The organism is Pseudomonas sp. 15A4 (genome assembly GCF_016925575.1).
Lineage (GTDB): Bacteria > Pseudomonadota > Gammaproteobacteria > Pseudomonadales > Pseudomonadaceae > Aquipseudomonas.
Genome location: NZ_CP068986.1, coordinates 3,614,764 through 3,639,485 on the forward strand (window position 1 = coordinate 3,614,764; position 24,722 = coordinate 3,639,485).

The 24,722-nt window shown below is 63.5% G+C and carries 17 protein-coding genes and 3 pseudogenes; 15 read left to right on the forward strand and 5 right to left on the reverse strand.

The window, feature by feature from the left end:
* Positions 1-196: 196 nt before the first annotated feature.
* Positions 197-1,134: pseudogene (locus tag JN403_RS16070) on the reverse strand (class I SAM-dependent methyltransferase).
* A gap of 182 nt (positions 1,135-1,316) precedes the next feature.
* Between JN403_RS16070 and JN403_RS25550 the strand changes: the two are divergent.
* Positions 1,317-1,820, forward strand: a pseudogene (locus JN403_RS25550) (N-acetyltransferase family protein); the annotation flags it as partial.
* Positions 1,821-1,858: 38 nt separating this feature from the next.
* On the opposite strand, the gene JN403_RS16075 reads toward JN403_RS25550, so the two are convergent.
* Entirely contained in the window at positions 1,859-3,103 is a 1,245-nt protein-coding gene (locus JN403_RS16075; RefSeq protein WP_205483172.1) for an MFS transporter, read from the reverse strand.
* Positions 3,104-3,362: 259 nt separating this feature from the next.
* Between JN403_RS16075 and hemB the strand changes: the two genes are divergently transcribed.
* A complete protein-coding gene (gene hemB, locus JN403_RS16080) occupies positions 3,363-4,337 on the forward strand; it encodes a porphobilinogen synthase (protein WP_205483174.1) in 975 nt (324 codons plus the stop codon).
* A 191-nt stretch (positions 4,338-4,528) separates the two neighbouring features.
* Here hemB and JN403_RS16085 read toward each other — a convergent pair whose 3' ends face one another.
* Positions 4,529-5,476: a VTT domain-containing protein gene (locus JN403_RS16085; protein WP_205483176.1), complete on the reverse strand. Its 948-nt coding sequence runs from the start codon at positions 5,474-5,476 to the stop codon at positions 4,529-4,531.
* 209 nt (positions 5,477-5,685) lie between these two features.
* Between JN403_RS16085 and JN403_RS16090 the strand changes: the two genes are divergently transcribed.
* Complete coding sequence (locus tag JN403_RS16090) at positions 5,686-6,171, forward strand: Dps family protein (RefSeq protein ID WP_205483178.1); 486 nt, start codon at positions 5,686-5,688, stop codon at positions 6,169-6,171.
* 139 nt (positions 6,172-6,310) lie between these two features.
* Here the strand turns inward: JN403_RS16090 and JN403_RS16095 are convergent, their stop codons facing one another.
* The gene (locus tag JN403_RS16095) at positions 6,311-7,741 is read right to left on the reverse strand and encodes a mechanosensitive ion channel family protein (protein WP_205483180.1); all 1,431 of its coding nucleotides are present in this window, start codon (positions 7,739-7,741) and stop codon (positions 6,311-6,313) included.
* Positions 7,742-7,964: 223 nt separating this feature from the next.
* On the opposite strand from JN403_RS16095, the gene JN403_RS16100 reads away from it, so the two are divergent.
* The 7 genes from JN403_RS16100 to JN403_RS16130 all read left to right on the forward strand — a co-directional run bounded on the left by JN403_RS16100 (position 7,965) and on the right by JN403_RS16130 (position 18,238).
* Complete coding sequence (locus tag JN403_RS16100; protein WP_205483182.1) at positions 7,965-8,957, forward strand: MBL fold metallo-hydrolase; 993 nt, start codon at positions 7,965-7,967, stop codon at positions 8,955-8,957.
* Positions 8,958-9,069: 112 nt separating this feature from the next.
* A complete protein-coding gene (locus tag JN403_RS16105; protein WP_205483184.1) occupies positions 9,070-10,368 on the forward strand; it encodes a cytochrome c in 1,299 nt (432 codons plus the stop codon).
* Entirely contained in the window at positions 10,365-10,829 is a 465-nt protein-coding gene (locus JN403_RS16110; protein ID WP_172612371.1) for a (2Fe-2S)-binding protein, read from the forward strand. The genes JN403_RS16105 and JN403_RS16110 overlap by 4 nt, the downstream gene beginning before the upstream one ends.
* Positions 10,826-13,087: a molybdopterin cofactor-binding domain-containing protein gene (locus tag JN403_RS16115; protein WP_205483186.1), complete on the forward strand. Its 2,262-nt coding sequence runs from the start codon at positions 10,826-10,828 to the stop codon at positions 13,085-13,087. Before JN403_RS16110 ends, JN403_RS16115 begins: the two co-directional genes overlap by 4 nt.
* A 466-nt stretch (positions 13,088-13,553) precedes the next feature.
* Complete coding sequence (locus tag JN403_RS16120; RefSeq protein WP_205483188.1) at positions 13,554-15,098, forward strand: winged helix-turn-helix domain-containing protein; 1,545 nt, start codon at positions 13,554-13,556, stop codon at positions 15,096-15,098.
* A gap of 39 nt (positions 15,099-15,137) precedes the next feature.
* A complete protein-coding gene (locus tag JN403_RS16125; protein ID WP_205483191.1) occupies positions 15,138-15,755 on the forward strand; it encodes a response regulator in 618 nt (205 codons plus the stop codon).
* A gap of 197 nt (positions 15,756-15,952) precedes the next feature.
* Positions 15,953-18,238, forward strand: coding sequence for an ATP-binding protein (locus tag JN403_RS16130; protein WP_205483193.1), 2,286 nt, complete (start codon positions 15,953-15,955; stop codon positions 18,236-18,238).
* A gap of 29 nt (positions 18,239-18,267) precedes the next feature.
* Here the strand turns inward: JN403_RS16130 and JN403_RS16135 are convergent, their stop codons facing one another.
* Positions 18,268-18,912, reverse strand: coding sequence for a phosphohydrolase (locus JN403_RS16135; RefSeq protein WP_205483196.1), 645 nt, complete (start codon positions 18,910-18,912; stop codon positions 18,268-18,270).
* 225 nt (positions 18,913-19,137) lie between these two features.
* Between JN403_RS16135 and JN403_RS16140 the strand changes: the two genes are divergently transcribed.
* The 5 genes and pseudogenes from JN403_RS16140 to JN403_RS16160 all read left to right on the forward strand — a co-directional run bounded on the left by JN403_RS16140 (position 19,138) and on the right by JN403_RS16160 (position 24,651).
* Positions 19,138-19,560, forward strand: a complete 423-nt coding sequence (locus JN403_RS16140) for an AraC family transcriptional regulator (RefSeq protein ID WP_122623816.1) — start codon at positions 19,138-19,140, stop codon at positions 19,558-19,560.
* Between the two features lie 130 nt (positions 19,561-19,690).
* Positions 19,691-20,610, forward strand: a pseudogene (locus JN403_RS16145) (LysR substrate-binding domain-containing protein).
* Between the two features lie 1,018 nt (positions 20,611-21,628).
* Positions 21,629-22,045: a DoxX family protein gene (locus JN403_RS16150; protein WP_205483198.1), complete on the forward strand. Its 417-nt coding sequence runs from the start codon at positions 21,629-21,631 to the stop codon at positions 22,043-22,045.
* Positions 22,038-22,667 (forward strand): antibiotic biosynthesis monooxygenase, encoded by a 630-nt coding sequence (locus JN403_RS16155; protein ID WP_205483199.1) that lies wholly within the window; start codon positions 22,038-22,040, stop codon positions 22,665-22,667. Before JN403_RS16150 ends, JN403_RS16155 begins: the two co-directional genes overlap by 8 nt.
* 145 nt (positions 22,668-22,812) lie before the next feature.
* Positions 22,813-24,651 carry an amidohydrolase gene (locus JN403_RS16160; protein ID WP_205487406.1) on the forward strand — a complete coding sequence of 613 codons (1,839 nt, stop codon included), beginning with the start codon at positions 22,813-22,815 and terminating at the stop codon, positions 24,649-24,651.
* Positions 24,652-24,722: the final 71 nt, after the last annotated feature.

Sequence of the window (24,722 nt, forward strand, 5' to 3'; positions counted from 1 at the left end):
CCGTTGTCACTGCTGAAGCGCGCTCCTACAGGTTCGTGCGGGCTCTCACCATCCGGGCCGGACGCAGATCTACTGTAGGAGCAATCGGAGGTTACGACGGTCGCGAATGCGGTAGGTCTGTCACACCACCATTGCCTGACCCAACGCATTCGCCAGCAAGCCGGCTCCTGCTGAGATCGCGTCGTGCGGTCACCTTTCAGCCCTGGCGAAACACCAACGCTTTCAAGCCACCCCTTCCTCGGCATCGGCGAATTCGGGCGGGTTTTCCAACCGCTCGACAAACCGTAATCCCGGCGCTTCGCGGGTCACGCCTTCGATGAGAAAGTCAGCGCCCAGCAACGGGTCGTTCATGCAGGCCAGCACAGTGCCTTCCGCCGTCAACAGCTCCGGCAGCTGACGCAGCACCCGCTGGTAATCCTTGGTCAGCAAAAAACTGCCTTTCTGAAACGACGGCGGATCGATGATCACCAGGTCATACGGCCCGGTGCTTTTCACCTTGCCCCAGGACTTGAACAGTTCGTGGCCGAGGAACGTCACCTTGCTCAGGTCATGGCCATTGAGGCGGTGGTTGTCGCGGCCGCGACTCAGCGCCGCCCGGGACATGTCCAGATTGACCACACAATCAGCGCCCCCTTCGATCGCCGCCACCGAGAACCCGCAGGTGTAGGCGAACAGGTTCAGCACCCGTTTGTCCGCGGCATTGGCCCGCACCCAATCGCGGCCGTAACGCATGTCGAGGAACAACCCGGTGTTCTGTTTTTTGCCGAAGTCCACGAGGTAACGCAAGCCGCCCTCGGTCAGTGTCCATTCCTCAAGCACCTCGCCCAGCAGCGCTTCAGTGTGGCTGTCCGGCAGATAACGGTGCTGTAGCAACAGCGTATGGGCGCGGGATTGCTGCCACGCGGGTGACCTGATCAGTGTGAACAGCCGCTGCTTCAGGGCCTCCAGCTCATCGGCGGCCGGTGCCTTGAACAGCGACACCAGCACCACGCCCTGCATCCAGTCGACGGTCAGTTGTTCCAGCCCAGGCCAGCGTCGGCCACGGCCGTGAAACAGCCGACGTGTTTCGGCGGGCGCGTCGGCGAGGGCGGTATGAAGGTGGGAGTCGAGCAGGTCGAGGGCGTCGGCATTCATCGGTGGCGGGCAGGTCGGCAGTGGGAAAGGGCGGCATTCTAGACCAATCGCCGGGCCAGCGTTCGGCGCCCCGGCGCTGGAAGTGAACGCGCAAGAAAATGCCCCGAGCCGGGTTGGACAGGCCCACCGCTTCACGGGCAAGCTTCGCTCCCTCCGCGTTCTGATCTGGAAGAGGAAATGCCATGGCCGACGAATTAATCGTGCGCGACGCCCGTGAGTCCGACATGCCCGCTGTGCAGGCGATCTACGCCCATCATGTGACTCACGGCACTGCCAGCTTCGAGCTGGAACCGCCGACGCTTGCGCAAATGCTGCAGCGCCGCGCCGACATCTGCGCCAACGGATTGCCGTATCTGGTCGCCGAGCGTGAAGGTGAAGTGGTGGGTTACGGTTATGCGACGCTGTACCGGCCGCGGCCGGCCTATCGCTTCACGGTGGAAGATTCGGTTTACGTGCGCGAAGGCATGGCCGGGTTCGGGATTGGTCACGCGTTGCTGGCGGCGGTCATCCAGCAGTGCACCGAATCGGGCCGACGGCAGATGGTGGCGATAATCGGCAACAGCGAAAACGTCGCATCGATTCGGCTCCATGCGCGACTGGGCTTCCGCCAGGTCGGCGTATTTGAGTCCGTCGGCTTCAAGCACGGCCGCTGGCTGGACACGGTGATCATGCAGCGGGAATTGGGGAGGGCGCGAGCACCATCCCCGACCGTTGACCCGGTCGATCAGGTTGCGGCCGCGCCATGCAGATCATCATCCGCCACGCGCTCGCCGGTTTCCGGCACCGCCAGCCACAACAGCACAAACGCCACCGCCGCAATCGCCGCCAACGTCAGAAACGCCGCGCTGTAGCCCGCCTCGCGCACGACCAGTCCGGCCAGGCCGTTGCTCAGCGCCGCGCCCAGGCCGAACACGGTCGAAATAGCCCCGAGGCTGACATTGAAGCGCCCGGTGCCGCGGGTCAGGTCCTTGACCACCAACGGCAGCAGCGCGCCAAACGCCCCGGCGCCGATGCCGTCGAGCAATTGCACGCCCACCAGCCAGTAAGGGTTATCCGACATGACATACAGCACGCCCCGCAGCGGCAGAAAAATGAAGCCCGCCAGCAACAGGGGTTTACGCCCCCACACGTCGGCCTTGGCGCCCACCAGCCAGGCCACCGGCACCATCACCAGCTGCGCGGCGACGATGCAGGCCGAGGTCAGCGGCGTGGCGAGGTTGACGTCGATCTGCGAGAGCTTCTGACTCACCAGCGGCAGCATCGCCGCATTGGCCAGGTGAAACAGCCCGCAGCAGATGGCGAACACCAATAACGGTCGGTTGTGCAGCAATGCTGCCCAGCCGCTGGGTTGATCGTGGGCCTGGACGTGGGCGGGGTCAAAGCCGCGGGCGACGTCATGATCGATCGCCGACGCATCGACGAATGCCACGGCGACAATGCTCGCCAGGGCCATGAATGCCATCAGGTAGAACACCGCAATCGGCCCGAACATCCATGAAAAGATGCCGGCCAGCAGTGCGGCGCAGGCATTGCCGGCGTGATTCCAGGTTTCGTTGCGTCCGGTCCGGCGGGTAAAGGCTTTCGGCCCGGTGATCCCCAGGGAAATCGCCGCGATGGCCGGGGCGAACACGGAGCCGGCAATGGCGCTGATGCTCTGGGTGATCGCCACCCAGGTAAACGAGTGAATGAACGGCAGCACCAGACAGCCGGCCGTCACCAGTAATGCCGCCACAATGACAACAAGCCGCTTGCTGCGGGTGCGGTCAATCAGCGCACCCGCCGGGGTTTGCGTGACCAGCGCGGCAATGCCGGCGAGGGTCATGACCAGCCCGATGCTCGCCGGGTCCCATTTATGGACGGCCAGTAAATAGATCGCGAGATAAGGCCCAAGGCCGTCGCGCACATCCGCCAGAAAGAAGTTCAGACCGTCCAGAGAACGGTTGTTGCGCTGATCGGATGGGTTGCTCAAGGTCGGCCTCATTCTGGCGATGCGCAAGCGAAACGGCTGCGGCATTGCTAAATGACCCGGCGCCGTGCCAATGGTTCTTCACTTGGTTTTCTGGACGGTTTCTTCGCGTCGTTCACGCCCACTGTTGCGTCGCAAGTAACGGACTTTCTCGTCACGGCATTTGAATCGGCGCCGGTGCAGGCATAAGCTTCGCGCCATTGATATCGCCGGACGTGTTGGCTCCGGCGATCTCCCGGATATTCTTGACTCAGGAACCGCCATGTCCAGTCTGTTTCCCGCTGCCCGTCCACGCCGTCTGCGCAGCAACGAAAACTTTCGCTCGCTGTTTCAGGAAAGCGAATTCACCCTGAATGATCTGGTGTTGCCGATCTTCGTCGAAGAAGAAATCGACGACTTCGTGCCCATCAACAGCATGCCCGGCGTGCAGCGCATCCCCGAGTCAAAGCTGGCTCAGGAAGTCGAGCGCTATGCCCGCGCCGGCATCAAGTCGGTGATGACTTTCGGCGTGTCCCACCACCTGGACGCCACCGGCAGCGACACCTGGCAGGAAAACGGCTTGGTCTCGCGGATCTCGCGGACCATCAAGTCCGCCGTGCCGGAAATGATCGTGATGTCTGACACCTGCTTCTGCGAGTACACCGACCACGGCCATTGCGGCGTGATGCACGGCGGCCATGTCGACAATGACGCGACCATTGAAAACCTTGGCAAGCAGGCGGTGATGGCAGCCCGTGCCGGCGCTGACGTGATTGCCCCGTCGGCCGCGATGGACGGCCAGGTGAAGGCCATTCGTGCCGCCCTCGACGCCGCCGGTTTCACCCAGACGCCGATCATGGCGTACTCGACCAAGTTCGCCTCGGCGCTGTACGGCCCGTTCCGCGAAGCCGGCGGCTCGGCCCTGAAGGGTGACCGCAAAACCTACCAGATGAACCCGATGAACCGCCGCGAAGCCCTGCGCGAATCGCTGCTGGACGAGGCCGAAGGCGCCGATGCGCTGATGGTCAAGCCGGCCGGCGCGTACCTGGACATCATCCGCGACATCCGCGAAGCCTCGAACCTGCCACTGGCGGCGTATCAGGTCAGCGGCGAGTACGCGATGATCAAGTTCGGCGCCCAGGCCGGGGCCATCGACGAACACCGCGTCGTACGCGAAACCCTCGGCGCGATCAAGCGCGCGGGTGCGGATTTGATCTTTACGTACTTCGCGATGGATTTGGCGCTGAGCGGGATCTGATTGACGGCTTCGTCACCTCGAGGGTCGGATTGTCCTGTCCTCCGGGGTCGCGAAATCCCGTAGGAGCCGGCTTGCTGGCGAATGCGGTGGGGCAGTCGCTGAATCGGTGCTGATCGACAGGGTTCGCCAGCAAGCCGGCTCCTACGGATCTGTCTCCGACCAGACTCAGGCGGGTGTTACTGGCACCGCCCTCACGCCGCCGTTCTGCCCGGTACCTCAGGCTGCACATGGGCAGCCTGCCACGCATCCAGCCCGCCGATGAGCGCTTTGCCCCGGGTCAGGCCGTGGGCGTGGAGCTTTTCCGCCAGCAATGCCGCCGACAGCTCATTCGGGCAGGCGCAATAGAACACCATGTCGACATCCCCCAGGCGCTCGATCCACGGCGCGATGGGTTCCTCGAGACTGATCGACACCGCTCCCGGTATGCCCTCGACGACGGCCGCATGAAAACTCGGCCGCACGTCGATGACCACCGGCGCATCCACGGTGTCGCGCAGGGCCAGCAGCTCGGGAACAGTGATGCGCGGGACTCGTGCCGTGCGCGCCTTGAGCCGACGCCGCTTGGCGTACTTCCAGCCAATGAACAGCCCCAGCACCGCCAGGACGCTGACGATGACGATCGGTATGTAGCCGCTCAACCAGTCGAGCATGGGGATCAACGCGTCACTGAACAGCATGCCCAAGAGCAGCGCCGAACCCGCCCAGATAAACGAACCGGCCAGGGAATAGCGCACGAACACCCCGATCGGCGTGGCGTTCATGCCGGCCACGGTGGTGACCAGGGCGCCCGCGCCGGGCAGGAATTTCGACAGCAGCATTGCCCTGGGCCCAACACGCTCGTAAACGGTCAGCCCCTGACGAATGCAGGTGTCCTGGGACAGGGAAATCTTGCAAATGGTTTTGAGCAGCACGCCGCCATAACGCTTGCCGGCCCAATACCACAGCCCATCGGCGATCAGGCAGGCGACCATCGCCACCAGCACCCCGGCGCCCAACAGCGGCTTGCTCTGCATGGCCAGCGCCCCGGTCACGATCAGGGTCGGGTAGGCCGGCACCGGCAAGCCGATCTGCTCCAGCAGCACGTTGACGAACACCAGCAACAGCCCGTGGCTTTCATTCAGCTGCTGCAGTTCGTTCATGGCGGTGCCTGTTCGGAAGGTTCAGGGAGTGAAAAGCGGTGGCCGTACCGTCGCCGAACAGCGCTTTTGTGTCAACGCTGGATGGCTTTGGCCGGGCAACGTTTCATAGGCAGTGTCGATGGCGGCGATTGGCAGCGGTGATTTCAGTTAATCGGGCGTGCTCTCTAGAATCGACCCCTCAGCAATCAACAGACCTTAGGGAGCAACTCATGGCTATTGAAATCGGAATCAACGAGCAGGACCGTGCAGAGATCGTTGAAGGACTGTCGCGACTGCTTTCCGACACCTACGTGCTGTACCTGAAAACCCACAACTTCCACTGGAACGTGACCGGCCCGATGTTCCGCACGCTGCACCTGCTGTTCGAAGAGCAATACACCGAACTGGCGACGGCGGTGGACTCCGTTGCCGAACGCATTCGAGCCCTGGGCTTCCCGGCGCCGGGCACTTATTCAACCTATGCGCGGTTGTCGTCGATCAAGGAAGAGCCAAGCGTGCCTGCGGCGACTGACATGATCCAGCAACTGGTTGAAGGGCAGGAGGCGGTGGTACGCACCGCGCGCGAACTGTTTCCGCTGCTGGAAAAGGTCAGCGACGAGCCGACTGCCGACCTGCTGACCCAGCGCATGCAAGTCCACGAAAAGGCCGCGTGGATGCTCCGCTCGCTGCTGGAAGGTGACGGGTTCGTTGCCTGAAAGCTGCGTCGCGGCTGAGGGCAATTCATTGTAGGACCGGCTTCAGCCGGGAAGGCGTCAGGTGTTACACCGCAAAATGTATGGTGTACAAACCGACCTCTTCCCGGCTAAAGCCGGTCCCACTGAATTCACCATTCATTTATCGCTTCTGCAACCATCCCAGAAAATTATTCTTCTTGATCACCGCCGGTTTGCGCATCAGCACATGCTGGGTGCCTTGCTGGCGGACCGCTTGCAGCTTGTTCAACGCCGTGACGATTTCAACGCGCTGTTCCATGGCCTGGCGCGTAGCGGCTTTATCGATGCGGTAAACGACGCAGGAGGTGAGGGCAGTGAAGCGCGCCTGGGATGGCGTGTCGGCCAGCACGCTCTGTTCGCCCATCACTTCGCCGGGGCCCATGCGCCCGGCTTCCACCATCTCGTTGCCATCCTTGACGCTCGCCGACACCACGCCTGTGGCAATCACCAGCAAGCCGTCGGTGATCTCATCGGCTTCGATGATCGTCTGCCCGGCGGTGTATTCCCGCGCGACCATGCTCTGGGCCAGGTGGTCCTTTTCGTCGGCGGTGCTGGTGCGGAACACCTTGACCTCGTCCAGCAGCGCGCGGGGACGAGACATCGCTTCAGCGGTAGCTTCCGACTGCCAGGCGATGCCCGCCGCTTCCAGATGCCGATAGGCCAGATCGAACAGCAGATTGCGCACATCGCTCTTGTTGTTCAGGTCGCTGATGAACCCGGTGACCGCGTATTCAATGGTGGTGGGGCTGGTTTCCTTGACCACTGCGCGAGGCTTGGGCGTCTGCAGCAGAGCGCTGCAGCCCTGCAGCGCACGCTCCAGCGCATCAAGCACCCGGCGCGGGCGAATGTGCGGTGACATCATGATGTTGATCGACACGCCATGAATATGGACCGGTCGGCTCAAATTGACGATCTTGGCTTTCGCCGCCACGGAATTGGGGATGACCACCATGGTGCCGACGCCGGTGAGCAAATGCGTGGCGCGCCAGTCGATGTCCATGACTTTGCCTTCCATGCCGTCGATGGAGATCGAATCGTCGACCTGATAGGGCTTGGTGGTGTTGAGGATGATCCCGGAGAACACGTCGCTCAGCGTGCTCTGCAGGGCCAGGCCGACGATGATCGCCATCGCCCCGGACGTCGCCAGCAGCCCCTTGACCGGGAGCTGCAGCACATAACCCGCCGCCGCCACGATGGCGATCAGGAAAATCACCGCACCGATGACTTCCTGCAACAGCCGACCGCTGTGTCCCACGCGACTGGTCAGCGCCAGCCCGAGGACCACGGTGAGGGTACGCGCGGCGTAGAGCCACCAGACGATCGCCAGCGCCGTGGCGCCGAATTGCAGGGCGCTGTCGTCAGGCCAGGCCGGCGCTTCCAGAGGGCTCACGCCGGCATTGATGATCACCAGGCTGTAGGCAACGAATGCCGCCAGCCGCGTGGCGATGCGCGCCAGCCGGTTGCGGTCGGCCAGCAAGTGCCAGGCCAGCGCGTCGGCGAGCAACAGAAGCAGGCTCCAGGCCAGCGAATAGTGAGGGACGACGGTCGACATGAAAGATATCCGCAGGAAAAGTGCAGGGCCTAACGTGCAGGGCCTGGCTGGCCCGCGCGAATGCGCGCGCTCAATGTAGGCATGACCATGGACGATGTCTATAACCGATGGAGCCTGGTGATCCTGCGAAAAAACGCGTTGCTTCAAGCACAATGCTTCAAGACCATTACCCACGGACAGCGCAGTATCGGACGCCTCTCTTTCTCCGATTCGAGGCATCTCCATGCGCTCATCCGTTCTCCCGCTCGCCCGTTCCGTCGCTCTCGGAGTCGCCTTGTGTTCTGGTCTGGCCTTCGCTCAAGCGCCCGCCCAGCAGAAAACCCAGGTGCCCGGTTATTTCCGTCTGGCTGTCGGCGACTACGAAGTCACGGCGCTGTTCGACGGCTACAACGACCTGTCGCCCAAGCTGCTCAAGGGCATGAAGCCTGAAGCAATCCGCGCCTTGCTGGCCCGCCGCGACATTGACACGCCGGGCGTGCAGACCGCGTTCAACGCGTTCCTGATCAACACCGGCGAGCACCTGATCCTCGTCGACACCGGCGCCGGCCAATGCATCGGCGAGACGGCAGGCCTGCTTTCGCAGAACATCAAGGCCGCCGGGTATCAGCCGGACCAGGTCGACACCATTCTGCTGACCCACATGCACCTGGATCACGTCTGCGGCCTGGTCGACGCCGAAAAGAAACCGGTGTTCGCCAATGCCACCGTGTACGCCGCCAAACCCGAAGCCGATTACTGGCTGGACCCCACCGCCATCGGCCGGGTGCCGGAGCAGGCCAAGGCCTACTTCAGGATCGCCCAGGACTCCACCGCACCCTACGTCGCCGCTGGCCGGTTCAAGACCTTCGCCCCGGGCCAGTCGCCGGTGCCGGAAGTCAGCACAGCGCTGGAGGCGGGGCACACGCCGGGCAGCACGACGTACCAATTCAGCTCCAGGGGCCAGACCATTCTGTTCATCGGCGACCTGATCCACAGCCTGGCCGTGCAGTTCGATCACCCGGCAGTGAGCATCGCTTTCGACGAGAACAGCCAGAAGGCCATCGCCAGCCGTGATCAAGTATTCACCGAGGCGGCCAGCAAGAAGATCTGGGTGGCCGCCGCGCACCTGCCATTCCCCGGCACCGGTCACATCGTCGCCATCGACAAGCACTTCCAGTGGGTGCCGGTCGAGTACGGCACGTATCAGCGCGCGGCCCATGTGCCGTTGCTGGAATAGTCTGAGTTCGCCGGCGCCCAGGCGGCTGCAACTTTGAGCACAGCCGTACAAGTCTCGGTGGATCTAAGGGCTAGTCTGAGCAGACGTTGGCCAGCGAAAGATCGGGGGTGACATGAGGCGTGGGACGCTTTACCGGGCAGCATCGTTGATCGTCGTCGCCGGCCTGATCGTCTGCGCGGCAATGATGTGGCGCCCCTCGATCGATCCATTGGCGAAGGCGCAGGTGACCGACGACGCCAGCGCCCGGCGTGGCGCGCGGGTGGCGGAGCAGGGCGATTGCGCGGTCTGCCACACGCGCCCCGGCGGTGCGTACATGGCGGGCGGGCTACCACTGGTGACGCCCTTCGGTAGGTTGTACACCACCAATATCACCCCCGACCGCGACACGGGCATAGGCAGCTGGCCGCCAGAAGCATTTGTCCGCGCCATGCGCCACGGCGTTTCCCGCGACGGCCACTTTCTCTATCCGGCGTTTCCCTACGTCCACTACAGCAAGATGTCCGATGGCGACATCAGCGACGTATACGCCTACCTCATGAGCGTTGACCCGGTTTCGGCCCGTGCGCCGGAAAACCACATGATGTTCCCGATGAATTTCCGCCCGCTGGTCTCGTTCTGGAACCTGCTGTTTTTGCGGGATGATCGCCTGACCGACCTGCCGGATCGCTCGGCGCAATGGAACCGCGGGCGCTATCTGGTCGAGGGTGCGGGGCATTGTTCGTCCTGCCACACGCCGCTCAACTTCATCGGTGGGGAGAAGAACAGTGAGCATCTGGGTGGCGGTCTGGTGGACGGCTGGAATGCACCGGCCCTGACCGGTATGGCACAGCGCAGCAACCCGTGGACCGCCGAGCAGTTGGTCACCTACCTGCGCGCCGGCGTGGCAGGGCATCACGGTGCGGCGGCCGGGCCAATGCTGCCGGTCAGCCTGAGTCTGGCGCAACTGCCTGAAGCGGACGCTCAAGCCATCGCCGAGTACCTCCTCAGCCTGGACAGCAACACGCCGTCACCCGGTCCAGACTGCGGGGCAACAGGCGCAGCGTCAGCAGGTGCTGCGAGCCGTGTATCGGCGCCGGCGTTGGCTCAGGGCGAAGCGCTTTTCGCCGGGGCCTGCGCGGGCTGTCACGGCGGCGGGGCGCCCATGCGCACGATCGACGGACGGCCGCGCCTGAGCGTGGTGTCGGCGGCTACCGCAAGCGACCCGCGAAACCTGATCAAGACGATTCTCGATGGCATCCCGATGTCAGACCGGGCGCCCAGTCATTACATGCCGCCGTTCGCCGACACCCTCGACGACGCGCACATCGCCGCGCTCGCCGGTTATCTGCGCAATCAGGCGTGTGGCGCCGCGCCGTGGCGCGATCTGCAACAAACGGTCAACACGCTTCGTCAGGAGGGTCAGTCGAAATGATCACGCTGAACGTCAATGGCACGGATCATTCGCTGGACATCGATCCGGACATGCCACTGCTCTACGCGCTGCGCAATTACCTGCAACTCAACGGTGCCAAATATGGCTGCGGCCTTGGGCAGTGCGGCGCCTGCACGGTGATGGTCGAAGGCAAACCGGTCTTTTCCTGCCTGCTGCCTTCGGGCGCCGCCACGGGCCGGGCGGTCAAAACCGTCGAAGGCCTGGGCAGTGCCGACAAGCCCGGGCCGTTGCAACAAGCGTTCATCGACAACCAGGCCGCGCAGTGCGGTTATTGCATCGCCGGCATGATCATGCGCGCCCAGGCGCTGATCGATACCGTCGCAGCGCCCACCGACGAGCAGATTCGCACGCACATGGCACCGAACCTGTGCCGCTGTGGCACGCACCTGCGGATTTTCGCCGCGATCAAGGCCACGCTGGCGGCCAGGGTGAACCCATGAAGCACGGCGAGGAGAGGGTCGACCAGGGCCGGCGGGCGTTCATCATCAATGGCGCGCTGGTGGTGGGGTTCGCGATGGTGCCGGGGGCGGGGCGCGCATTTGCCGACACCGAGGTCGACACCCTGGGCACACAGGTGCTGGCGCCGGATCTGCCTGGCAGCCTGCGCACCAATCCGTTCCTGGACGCCTGGATTCGGATCGACGAGCAGAACGTCATCACCGTCTACACGGGCAAGGTGGAGTTGGGCACCGGTGTGAAGACGGCTTTGCTGCAAGTGGCGGCAGAACGCCTTGAGGTCGCGCCGCAGCTGATTCATTTTCTGACGGCCGACACCGCGCTCACCCCCAACGAAGGCTACACCGCCGGCAGCCACACGATGTTCGACAGCGGCACGGCGTTGTTCAATGCCGCCGCACAGGTTCGGCAACTGCTGCTTGAATCCGCCGCGCGGCAATGGGGGAGCGCGGTCGAGCAGCTCAGCACAAAGGACGCCGTGATCCAGGGGCCCGCCAACCAATCGATGACCTACGGCCAGGCGCTCGTCGGCGTTCAGTTGCACCGCTATGCCAGCGCCCATTCGCCGGCCATGGCGCCCGACCGCTTCACCCGGATCGGCCACTCATTGCCGCGCGTCGACATCCCCGCCAAGGTCAGCGGCGGTGCCAGTTATGTCCAGGACATGCGCTTGCCCGGCATGCTTCACGCCCGGGTCATTCGACCGCCGCGCCGCGGCTGCCAGCTTGAAGACATCGATCAGTCCGCCATCGAAAACCTCGGCGGCGGGGTCAGGCTGGTGCGCAACGGCAGCTACCTCGCGGTGGTCGCCGATGACGAATGGCAGGCGATCAAGGCCATGCGCAAGGGCTATGAACTGGCACGCTGGTCCGAAGGGGATGCGCTGCCTGATTCAGGCACTATCCATCAGTTGCTGACCGAGCTGCCGTCGAAACGCTACCCGATCCGTAATTCCGGCGGGTCGGTGCTCAGTCCGTCGCTCAGTCCGGTGCACCGTTGGAAAGCGACGGTGACCAAGCAGTACTTGATGCACGGCTCCATCGGCCCGTCGTGCTCGGTGGCCTGGTTCAACGAAGGCACGTTGACCGTCTGGACCCACACCCAGGGAGTCTACCCGCTGCGGGCCGGCATCGCCGAAATGCTCAGGCTGCCGCTGGCACAGGTGCGCTGTATTCATGCCGAAGGTTCTGGCTGCTATGGCCACAACGGCGCTGACGATGCGGCCGCCGATGCGGCGTTGATCGCCATGGCGCTCCCGGGCAAGCCGATTCGCGTGCAATGGATGCGCGAGCAGGAACATCTCTGGGAGCCCTACAGCTCGGCGATGCGCGTCGAGCTGGATGTCGCGGCGGATGCCGGCGGGCGCCTGGGCCTCTGGAACGCCGAGCTGTGGACCACGCCGCACAACGAGCGGATCGTCAACGCCGGGCGTCTGATGCCGGCGTGGCTGTTGGCGAAGCCGTTCGCGCCGGCGCCTTCGGTACCGATCGCCCAGCCCGAAGGGGATGGCGACCGCAACGTGATCCCGCTGTATGACGTCGCCAGCAGTCGGATCAACATGACGTTTGTCACGCAGATGCCGTTTCGCACCTCGGCGATGCGCTCGCTGGGCGCTCACGTCAACGTCTTCGGTATCGAGTCCGCCATGGACGAGTTGGCCGTGCAAGCCGGCGTCGACCCGGTCGAATTTCGTTTGCGCAACCTCAGCGATCCGCGGGCCCGGGCGGTGATCGAGCAGGTCGCTGCTGCGTTTCAGTGGCCGACCAAAGCCGGTGACCCCGGCAGCGGCATCGGCTTTGCCTTCGCCCGCTACAAAAACATCATGGGCTACTGCGCGATCGCGGTGCAGGTGCATGTCCAGCGACAGACCGGCGAGGTGGTCATCGATCGGGTTGTCACGGCGGTGGATGTCGGTCAGGTGGTCAGCCCGGACGGGCTGCGCAATCAGGTCGAGGGCGGGATCGTCCAGTCGGCCAGCTGGACGCTGTACGAGCAGGTCGATTATGACCCTGCCGGCGTGCGCAGCTATGACTGGAGCGGCTACCCGATCCTGCGCTTCCCGGCCTTGCCCCGGCAGGTCGAGGTGCACGTGCTCGACCAGCCCGGCCAGGCGTTTCTTGGCGCCGCCGAGATTGTGCAGGGTCCTATGGCCGCCGCGCTGGGTAATGCCCTGTCGAATGCCACGGGCAAACGGCTGCTGTCCCTGCCATTGGCGCGCAGCGGCTGGCACCGCGCGCTGTAAAGGCATTGAGGCAATAAAAACGCCCCGGTCTAAAAAGCCGGGGCGTTTTTTATGGGCGTTCCTGTCGAGGGCAGGTATCAGGCGCCACGGCTGACCGCACCGGCGCCAGGGCGCTGCCTGCGCGGCAAGAAGATGCGTTGAACGCAAAAGTTTTTTGCGTCCAGCGCAAAGCTGCAGTCATGTATATGCCGAATCCGCCGCCTATACTTCGGGCGCCACAAGGGCGGCGATCCTCTGGGCACAGCTCAAGGCTGCGGTCTTGAGCCCTTGCAGCTCAAAGCATGCCGCTTGTGGTTAACCCGTGCGGTCACTATCCCTACAGCTAATATCGGCGATTGTTTTTAACTGGTTAGATGAGCGCTTGTTAAAAATGGATAGCTGCGGTGAACGTCTCCGGGATTCAACCTCGCCCGGACGATGGTCAGCGAATCAGGGCCTGCGACTCCACTTCCAAGGACTGCATGAAATGATAAGTCTCGGTCAGACGATGATTTCCCGCGAGCACAGAGACGTGTTCAAGGACGGCGTCGCCATGCGCATTGGCACCCGCGCTTTCGACATACTCGACATCTTGCTGCGTCATCAGGGTCAATTGGTCAGCAAGGAACTGATCCTTCAGAGTGTCTGGCCGGACACCGTGGTTGAAGAGAACAATCTGCAAGTGCATATCTCCGCGCTGCGCAAAGCGTTGGGAAACGACCGTGAGCGGATCCGCACTGTGCCTGGCCGTGGCTATGTGCTGCTGGGCGGGGAGAGCGTCGATGCCCACAACCATTCCCACAACCATGCTCGCACGCCGTCCATGCTGCACGGCATCAGTTGCCATCACCGCCTGCCGGCCCGCATCGCTTTGCTCGGGCGCCAGGCATTGCTGGATGAAGTGAACAACGCTCTGGCCGAGGGCTGCGCGCTGGTCACGCTGATCGGCCCGGGCGGCGTGGGCAAAACCGCCCTGGCCGTCGAACTGGGCCAGACCCTGCTGGACGCCGGCACAACCCCCGTGTACTTCGTGCCGCTGGCGCAACTGCAATGCGCCGAGCTGCTGCTGGAAGCGTTCGCCAGCGCGGTCGGCGTGGACTGCAGCGGTAGTGATCCGGACCTGCAAGGGCTGATCCGCTGTCTGCAGCAGCAGCCGGGGCTGATCATTCTGGACAACTGCGAGCATCTGGTCGAAAGCGTCGCCAGCCTGCTGGAGGTGATTCTGCGCGGAGCACCGGCGGTGCGCGCGGTTGCCACCAGCCGCGAGCCGTTGCGCATCGCCGGCGAGCGCAGCCTGCAAGTGCCGCCCCTGGACATCCCGGAGCTCAATGCCTCCCGGGAGACCGTTCTGCGCAGTGCGTCGGCGCAGTTGTTCCTGCGTCAGTGGCGTGCGCTGGACAGCCATCTGGCGGCTGACGGCAACGCCGAGCTGGACGATTACAGCGTCGAGCTGGTGAGCGAAATCTGCCGTCGGCTCGACGGTATGCCGCTGGCGCTGGAGATGGCCGCCGCCCGGGCCTGCGCCTTGGGGCTTTATCAACTGGTGGCGAGCCTGGACGGCAGCCTGCACCTGCTCTCGGCATCATTGCGCACTGCGCCGCCGCGTCAGCAAACGCTGCAGGCGTCGCTGGCCTGGAGCCTGCGTTTGCTCGGTCGCGAAGAGCGCACCGTGCTGCGGCGGCTGGCGGAGCTGGACGGTCGCTTTACGCTGGAACGTGCCTGCGATGCCTTGCAGCGAACCCGTTTGCCGCGGGCCTGCATCATGGATTGCATCGTGCGTCTGGCTACCAAGTCGCTGCTGATGGTCAGTGCCCAGGGACCCTTCCGTTTCTATCGAATGCTCGGTACAACCCGCGCCTGCCTGCTGATCGCAAACGCCCACGACACCGCCTCGACGGAGACCCACGCGCCGCGTGCGCAGGATTACGACGCACCTTCGGCCCTGGCGACGCTGCAAAGCATCAGGGCTGTGCCGGCCGGGCCCGACGGGTATCATGCGCGGCATCAAAGAGCATTGGCCATTGGCCGTTAACAGGTCCGTTGCTGCGACGAAATCCTTTATGAGCCTGTCATGAACGTGAACCCCAAGGTCTATGTGGTGGACGACGACGCTGCCATCCGCACGTCCTTACAGCGGCTGTTGCATTCGGCAGACATCGCCTGCGAAGTGTTCGACAGCGCCCAGGCGTTTCTCGACCGCCCCCTGAGCCAGGGTCCCATCTGCTTGCTGCTGGATGTCAATCTGGCCCAGGGCACCGGCTTCGATCTGCAACAGACCTTGCTGGATCGCGGCCAGACCTTCCCGATCATTTTCATGACCGGTTACGGCACCATCGCCATGTCCGTGCGCGCTATCAAGGCCGGCGCCCGGGAGTTCCTGACCAAACCCTTCGAACCGGAGCAGCTGCTGGATCTGGTGCGTGAAGCGCTGACCAGTGACGCGGCAAACATGGACGAGCGCTGTCTGACCGCCTGCGTGAAAGCGCGTTTTGACAGCCTCACGCCGAGGGAACGGCAAGTCATGGCGCTGCTGATCACCGGCAAGATGAATAAACAGATTGCCGGTGAATTGGGCACCAGCGAAGTGACTGCAAAGGTGCATAAAAAGCACGTCCTGACAAAGATGGATGCGCGCAATGTCATTGAGCTGGTGAAGATGAGTGACCGGCTGGGTTGCCTGGCGAAATGACCGTTGATATGGCCGGTGTTCAGAGTAGGACTGGCTTTAGCCGGGCAGAGGCCGGTTTATGCGACCTTAGATTTGCGGTGTGATGCCTGATGCCTTCCCGGCTGAAGCCGGTCCCACTGGAGAAATCCGGTGCTTTTAGTGGGACTGGCTTTCGCCGGGAAATCGCTTAAGGGAAGGGGGGCCAACAAAGGGGTTTCATGAGTAGCGTTTTTCACGGGCCATACACGGCTATCTCCAGCGCCGGGGCATTCGGACCCCGGTGGCTGGAGCGGCTCGTCTGGCAGTTGCTGTTTGTCGATGGAGAAGTCGCCCATTACCGGGTCACGCTGACCCAGGAGGATCGCCACTGGCGCATCGTTCGTCCTGCTCCCGACGCCTCGATCGCTGCAGTCCGCCGTCTTGAACACGAATTCTCACTGGCGCCCCGACTGATGCCGCAATGGGCCGTGCAGCCGGTGGCGCTGCTGTCGGGGCCGGAAGGCACGCTGATGGTGCTGGAGGATGCCAGCGGCGTGGCGCTTCATGATCAGCCCGAGGCGCCGCTGTCCATCGAAGGCTTTTTGCAGCGGGCCATCGCTGCCGCTGCCGCCGTATCAGGCGCTCACGAAGCAGGCCTGCTGCACCGCGATATCAAACCGTGCAACCTGATCCAGGACGCAGACGGTGTGGTCCGGCTCAGCGGTTTCGGCCTGAGCGTCGATGTGCAGTTGGCGTCGCCGCTGCCGGTAGTCGACGCCATTTGTGGCTCGCTCGGCTACATGGCGCCCGAACAGTCGCGTCGGATTCAGCGTCAGGCTGACCAGCGCAGCGACCTCTATGCGCTGGGCATGACCTTTTATGAATGGCTGGCCGGGCGATTGCCCTTCGAGGCCACCGATGCGGTGGAATGGGTGTATTGCCACGTTGCGCGAATACCGCCGCCGCTGAGCCAGCACCGCGGTGATGTCCCTGAGCCGTTGGCCGGTCTTGTGCATCGTTTGATCGCTAAAAACCCGGATGACCGTTATCAAAGCGCGGCGGCCCTGCACCGGGATTTGAACGAAATGCTGCGTCAGTGGCAGGAACTGCGGGACATTCCGGATCTTGAGGCTGACCCGTCCAATGGCCAACATGACGCGTCTATCCGCACGCCTTCCCACGATCCGACCCTTGCGTTGCGTGATCTGAAGGCGTGGTCGGCGCGCACATCGATCAACCTGAGCGGACGTGATGCCCTGGACCTGTCCTCCGTCATGAAATCCGCCCACGCGCTGCGCGACGAGAGTGAGCAGGACCGGCTGATCGAAACGCTGTTGCGCAACACTATTGTTCATGCCGGTGCGCAACGCGCCTTGCTACTGCTGGTAAAGGACGAGGCGCCGGTGATTCGCGCAATCGGCCAGAGCGGCGCCGACGGCTTGCACATCGAGTTGGCGGACAGCGCTCCAGACAACCGGCATCTGCCGCTGTCGATCCTGTACCGGGTGATGCGCACACGCCAGCGCCTGGTGCTGGACGATGTCTGCGGCGATGCCTACTTCGGTGCCGATGAATACGTGCGCCAGCATGGGGTGCGCTCGGCCTTGTGCGTGCCGCTGGTTAAACAGAGCAGGGTGCTCGGCGTGCTGTACCTGGAAAACAACCTCGCGCCCGGCGTCTTCACCCTCTGTCGCACCGAAGTGCTGGAACTGCTCGCCGGCCAGGCGGCGATTTCCCTGGAAACCGCGCGCCTGCATCAGGAACTGGAGCAGGAAAACGCCCGGCGCCGGGATGTCGAGATCGCCCTGCGCGGTGCTCGGGCCCGGCTGGCCAGCATCGCCCAAGCCACGGTGATGGGTGAGCTGGCAGCGTCCATTGCCCACGAAATCAATCAGCCGCTGGCGTCGATGGTGTCCAACGCCGCCGCCGGCATCCGCTGGCTCAATCGCGAAAACCCGCAGGTGGACGAAGCCTTGTCCGGGCTGCGCGACATCGTTGCCCAGGGCCGGCGTGCCGGGGAGATCGTCAACGCGCTGCAGAGTCTGGCGCGGCAGGGGCCCCACCACCGGCGACAGCTGCTGATCAATGACGTGATTCGTCATGTGGTGGCGCTGACCGGTGTCGAAGTCGAACAGCAGCGGGTTTTGATGACCACTCATCTGACCTGTTCACCGTTGCGGGTCTGCGCCTCCAGCGTGCAACTGCAGCAAGTGGTGCTGAACCTGATCCTCAACGCGCTGGACGCCATGAGCGCAGGCGATCACGTGCTGCGGCGGCTGTCTATCACCAGCGAAGTGGTGGGCCGCGATTACGTGGTTGTCAGCGTTGAAGACAGCGGCCGCGGCATCGAACCTGTGGACCTGCATCAGTTGTTCAACGCGTTTTTCACCACCAAGGACAAAGGCATGGGCATGGGACTGGCGATCTGTCAGTCGATCATCACTGCCCACGGCGGCCACCTCTACGCCATGCCGGCCCGCTTCGGCGGTGCGACCTTCGTGTTCACCTTGCCCGTCGTCGAGTAGCGCCGACGGCTCATCGAAGTCCGGGCTGTTCAGTACGGCCATGTCGAAGCAAGCAGTCGTTCGCAAAAGCCGCCCGCGTGCATACGATGGGCGTGAAACGACAGCACGTCGGCGTTGGTCGTGCCCAGCGTGGAGTGCGGGCGATGCAGCTGCCCCATCGCCATGACATGCAGAAACTTGAATTTGAAGCCGGGTTCCCGGGGGTAAGCGGCCAACACCCGCGCCTGGGCGGCGGGGCTGAAGCACTGGCAATGCGCGCCGGTCAAATCGGTTTCGACCGCGGCGCAGAGCAGGGCGGTCAATGGCGGTTTGTGCTGCGGGATGCCCGGCGTGGTGTGCAGGGCAATGGCGTCCCAGACCTGAGCGATGTCGTCCCAGGACCGGCCATGCCCGCGCAGGAACTGGGCGGCGGCGTTGGCGCTGTCGACTTCAAACCGCAGTTGCGACCGGGCGTACAGCCGGGTGATGCCGATGCGCAGAAACAGTGCGGCGGTGTACAAGAGGTCGGTATCTAAACGCAGGCCGCGACTGTGCCCCAGCAGGCTGGCGAAGACGAACGTGCGGCAGGCCGCGTTCAGCAGCAGGTCGGACTGGTGATCACGCATCAGGTCGGTTGCCGCTAGGGCCATCGCACCGTCGGGAATCAAAATTCCGGCCACGTATCGGGTGGTCACATGCAGTCCCTCGCAGCGAACCGAATCTTTGGAGCTGGCACGGTATCGCGCTGGCCAATGGCCGTCCTTGGTGCTGCCTTAAACGTTCTGAAAGCGGCTTGCGCGCACCGCGACGAGGCATGTCGTCGTACGACTTTTCAGAACGATTAATACCGGGAGAAGGACTTTAAGAATGCCGCTGTAGAGACTTCGCTCACCGCCAACTGTGAAGCTGGAGCGCCTGACATGACTGCATTCAACCCCTTGCTGAACCCCGAATCCGTTCTCGAGCGCGTCGCGCTGTCGCCGTGGCAGGAGCGTCGGGCCAAGGACTTGATGTCCAGCCAGATGGACAAGGGGCTGTCCATCGCCCGCATCGCTGCGGAATGTTCGCTGTCGCGCAGTCACTTCTCCCGCGCGTTCAAGAAGAACACCGGGCTTTCCCCTCGCGACTGGTTCTTGCAAATGCGCCTGGACAAGGCCCGGGCGTTGCTTGGCGAGTCAGTGCTGACCATCTCGCAGATCAGCCTGGATTGCGGTTTCGCCGACCAGTCGCATTTCACCCGTGTGTTCAGTCGCGTGGTAGGGCTGACCCCGTGCAGCTGGCGCCGGACCATGGCCCTCATGCCAGCCAAGGGGCGTTTGGCCCAGCGCGCGCACGCCTGTTGAGGGCCGCTGTCCCGAGCCATCGTCGGGCGCGACAGCACCGATGTTCAAGACACGGCCTCGGCAGCTGTGTATACCTGCGCCGGTCTGGCATAGTCAGGCCTCCCGATAATGCCTACTCCGGAATCGCTGAATGAACCGCAACGACCTGCGCCGCGTCGACATGAACCTGCTGGTGATCTTCGAAGCGTTGATGTTCGAGCGCAACCTCACGCGGGTAGCGGAAAAGCTGTTCATGGGCCAGCCGGCGATCAGTGCGGCACTGGCCAGATTGCGCGACCTGTTCGACGACCCCTTGCTGCTGCGCAACGGCCGAGCCATGGAGCCCACCGCCCGGGCCCTGGCGATCCTCAAGGAACTGCAACCGGCGCTGGACACCATCTCCGGGGCGGTGAGTCGGGCGAAGGAATTCGATCCGGCGACCAGCTGCGACATCTTCCGCATTGGCTTGTCGGACGACGCCGAGTTCGGCCTGTTCCCGCCGTTGCTCAACCGTCTGCGTGAAGAAGCGCCGGGCATCATCGTGGTGGTGCGCCGGGCCAACTTCCTGCTGATGCCGGCGTTGCTGGCGTCGGGGGAGATTTCCGTGGGCATCAGCTACACCACTGAACTGCCGGCCAACGCCAAACGCAAGAAACTGCGCGACATCGGCGTCAAGGTATTGCGCGGCGACAAACGCCCGGAGCCGTTGACGCTGGATGAATTCTGCCAGCGGCCGCACACCATGGTGTCGTTCTCGGGTGACCTGAGCGGCAACATCGATATCGATCTGGCGAAAGTCGGGCGGGCGAGGAGGGTGGTGGTGGCGGTGCCGCAGTTCAGCGGATTGCGTGCGCTGCTGGCGGGCACCGAGCTGATCGCGACGGTCCCGGACTACGCTGCCTGCGCCTTGATTGAGGGTGCGCGTTGCGAGCAGAGGATCCGCCCTTTCCGATCGAGCCTGCCGAGTTGTCGATGGTCTGGGCGGGCGTGCACGATAACGATCCGGCGGAGCGGTGGCTGCGCTCGCGGATTACTGAGTTCATGTCTCAGGAGACGCGGCCTTTGCCGTGAGGCTAGGTCTTTAAGATCAAGATCAAGATCAAGATCCAAGGCGTCTGCCTGGGGGCAGACTGTTTCGCCTTCGGCGAGTTACTTGGAAAAGCACCCCAAGTAACCAAGGGTGCCTGCTCCTGGTTGGGCCCTCCTGCGTCGGGTTCCTTCACTCCGGTCTCGCTCCGTGGGCCCGCGCCGAACGGACATCCATGTCCTGACGGCGCTCTCGCCGCATCCCTGCGGCTCGGCCCACTCCGCAAGACCTGCGTTCAGCCTGCACCCAAGTCGCAATTTGTGGTGTTTGGGCTTTTTGCGTATGAAGATCAAAAGCGCTTTAAAGCAGATCAACGGCTTCCCGGCTGAAGCCGGTCCTACAGTCGGAGGCGATTCCACAGGGTATACGCGATGCTTTTAGTGGGACCGGCTTTAGCCGGGAAGAGGCCGGCTCAGGCGCCGACATTTTCGCTGATAGCACCCGCTCGCTGTGGGAGCGAGCTTGCTCGCGAATGCCCTATCAAAAAACACCAGATATCCGATGGATGCACCGGCCCTTCGTGAGCAAGCTCACTCCTACAAGTCCTTCGCTTGACCCGCCCTTGATCTGCACTTGATCTGCTTTTGATCTTTAAACACAAAACTCCCAGACGACGCCAATCGCGACTTGGGTGCAGGCCGAACGCAGACGACGCGGAGTGGGCCGAGCCGCATGGATGCGGCGAGAGCGCCGTCAGGACATGGATGTCCGTTCGGCGCGGGCCCACGGAGCGTCGTCGGAGTGAGGGTATTCCGACGAAGGAGGAACCCAACCAGGAGCAGGCACTTTTGCTTACTTTTGGTGCTTTTCAAAAGTAAGTCGCCGAAAGCGAAACAGTCTGCCCCCAGGCAGACGCTTGTGATCTTAAGGATCTTGATCTTGATCTGGATCCTCAAAAGCACGTCTGTTCAATACCCACCCCCTTCGCCCCGCCACACTGAATTCATCGGCCACGTACTCCGGCACCTCGGCAAACGTGGCCCACGCAATGAATGGTGTGTGATGACCTACCCAACCCACAACGACCGCGCACAAGACCTCGGGCTGCTATTCCTCAGATCCGCCGGCGCACTGTTCCTGCTGTTCGTCCACGGCCTGCCCAAACTGCTCGACTTCAACACCCAGCTGACCCTCATCGAAGACCCGTTTCACCTCGGCGCCACCCTCACCCTGAGCATGGCCATCTTCGCCGAAGTCCTCTGCCCCCTGCTGATTCTGACCGGCGTACTGGCGCGACTGGCGTGCCTGCCTATTCTCATCCTGCTGCTGGTCGCGCTCGTCGTGGTGCACAGCGAGTGGAGCGTCGAACAGGGCCAGTTCGGCTGGTTATTACTGATTATCTTCACCAGTGTGCTGATCGCCGGACCCGGTCGTCTGGCGCTCAACCATGGTTTGCCTGGAGCGCTTCGCTATGCCTGATTACGCCACGACCGCCGACACCGTCCCGACCTCAAAACTGTCCGCCGACGAGATCGTCACCCTGGTGGTCAAGCACCGGATCAAGGCCGGGCTGGAAGCCCAATACGAAGCCTGGCTGCGGCGCATCGTCGCCATGGCGGCCAGCTACCCCGGGCATCTGGGCGTCGACGTCATACGCGGCAAGGCCGACGGCTTGCACATGTTCACCTGCGTGTTGCGCTTCTGTTCGACCGACGCCATGCAGCGCTGGATGGACTCTTCCCACCGCCGCGAGCTCGTCGCCGAAGCAGCGCCCATGCTGGCCGACGGCGATTTCACCGAGGTCAACCCGCACAATGAATTCTGGTTCGTCCCCGCCGCCGAAAGCCCGCCGCCACGCTGGAAACAGGCCTGCGTGACCTTTCTGGTCATCTGCCCGCTGACCCTGCTGGTCCCGCTGGTCTGGGGACCGGTGTTCCGCCTGTATCCGCTGTTGGCCCATTACATCATCAGCACCGCACTGGTCACCGTGACCATCGTCCTGCTGGTGGTCTACGTGCTGATGCCCCGCGCGACGCGGCTGTTTGCACCGTGGCTGAATGCCCGGCCCGCGCCGATGGCCGGAGCCGATCATGAAGGATGATGACGCCGATCAACCGTCTTCCAGCGACCGTCGCCGTTTCGTCGCCAAGGGCTCGCTGCTCGGCGCTGCCGCCGCACTGTTTTCTTCCATGCCTGCCACCGGCCTTGCTGTCGGGGCATCTAAAACGTCTGCCAACGGAGGCGCGATGAACGTCGATCTGATTCTCTTCAACGGTAATTTCCACACGGTTGACCAAGAAAAACCCAAGGTCAGCGCCGTGGCCATCAGCGGCGGGAAATTCGTCGCCGTGGGCGGCGACGCGGAGATCATGGCCCAGCGCGGCGCGGCCACGCAGGTCATCGACATGCACAAGCGCACGGTGATTCCGGGCCTCAACGACTCGCACTTGCACCTGATCCGTGGCGGGCTCAATTACAACCTCGAACTTCGCTGGGAAGGCGTGCCGTCGCTCGCCGACGCGCTGCGCATGCTCAAGGCCCAGGCTGATCGCACACCGACGCCGCAATGGGTGCGCGTGGTCGGTGGCTGGAACGAATTCCAGTTTGCCGAAAAACGCATGCCAACCCTCGAAGAACTCAACCAGGCCGCGCCCGACACCCCGGTGTTCGTCCTCCACCTGTACGACCGCGCGCTGCTCAACCGCGCCGCGCTGCGTGTGGCCGGCTACACCCGCGACACGCCAAACCCGCCGGGTGGCGAGATTGTCCGCGACAGCAACGGCGACCCGACCGGCATGCTGGTGGCCAAGCCCAACGCGATGATTCTCTACTCGACCCTGGCCAAGGGGCCGAAGCTGCCGCTGGAGTATCAGGTCAACTCTACGCGCCAGTTCATGCGCGAGCTGAACCGCCTGGGCCTGACCAGCGCCATTGATGCCGGCGGCGGCTACCAGAACTACCCGGACGATTACGCCGTGATCACGCAACTGGCCGAGGCCAAACAGCTGACCGTGCGCATCGCCTACAACCTGTTCACCCAGAAGCCCAAGGAAGAGCTGGAAGATTTCAAGCACTGGACCAACACCGTCACGCTGCATCAGGGCGACGACTTCCTGCGCCACAACGGCGCCGGCGAGATGCTGACGTTTTCAGCGGCGGATTTCGAAGACTTCCTCGAACCGCGCCCCGATTTGCCCGCCGGCATGGAGCAGGACCTCGAACCGGTGGTGCGTCACCTGGTCGAGCACCGCTGGCCGTTCCGCCTGCACGCCACCTATGACGAATCGATCTCGCGCATGCTCGACGTGTTCGAGAAGGTCAATCGCGACATTCCGTTCAACGGCATCCCGTGGTTCTTCGACCACTGCGAAACCATCACGCCGAAGAACATCGAGCGGGTCAAGGCGCTGGGTGGCGGCATCGCGATTCAGGACCGCATGGCCTTCCAGGGCGAGTATTTCGTCGAGCGCTACGGCGCCAAGGCGGGCGAGCACACGCCGCCGATCAAACGCATGCTGGCCGAAGGCGTGCCGGTGGGCGCCGGCACCGACGCCACCCGCGTGTCGAGCTACAACCCCTGGACTTCGCTGTACTGGATGGTCAGCGGTCGCACCGTCGGCGGTCTGGAGCTGTACCCGGAAGGCTTGTCCCGGGAAACCGCGCTGGAACTGTTCACCCGTGGCAGCGCCTGGTTTTCTTCCGAGCAGGGCAAAAAGGGCCAGATCAAGGTCGGCCAGCTGGCGGACGTGGTGGCGTTGTCCCAGGACTTCTTCAGCGTGCCGGAAGAGTCGATCAAGTGGATCGAATCGGTGCTGACCATCGTTGACGGCAAAGTGGTGTACGGCGCCGGCGAGTTCGACGATCTGGCACCGCCGAGCGTGCCGGTGCTGCCGGACTGGTCGCCGGTCTCCAAGGTTCCGGGCCACTGGCGCCAGGGCGCACCGATGGCAGCGGCGGTTCACCAGTGCAGCGGCCCCTGCGGCGTCCATGCCCACAGCCACGATAAAGCGCGCCAGTCAAAAGTACCGGTCAGCGACTTCCAGGGTTTCTGGGGTGCGTTTGGCTGCTCGTGCTTCGCCTTCTGATCGGCGCCTGAACAAAGCAATTGAAAAGAGCATGAAAGGCCTCGTCGGCACTGACCGACGGGGCTCACCGT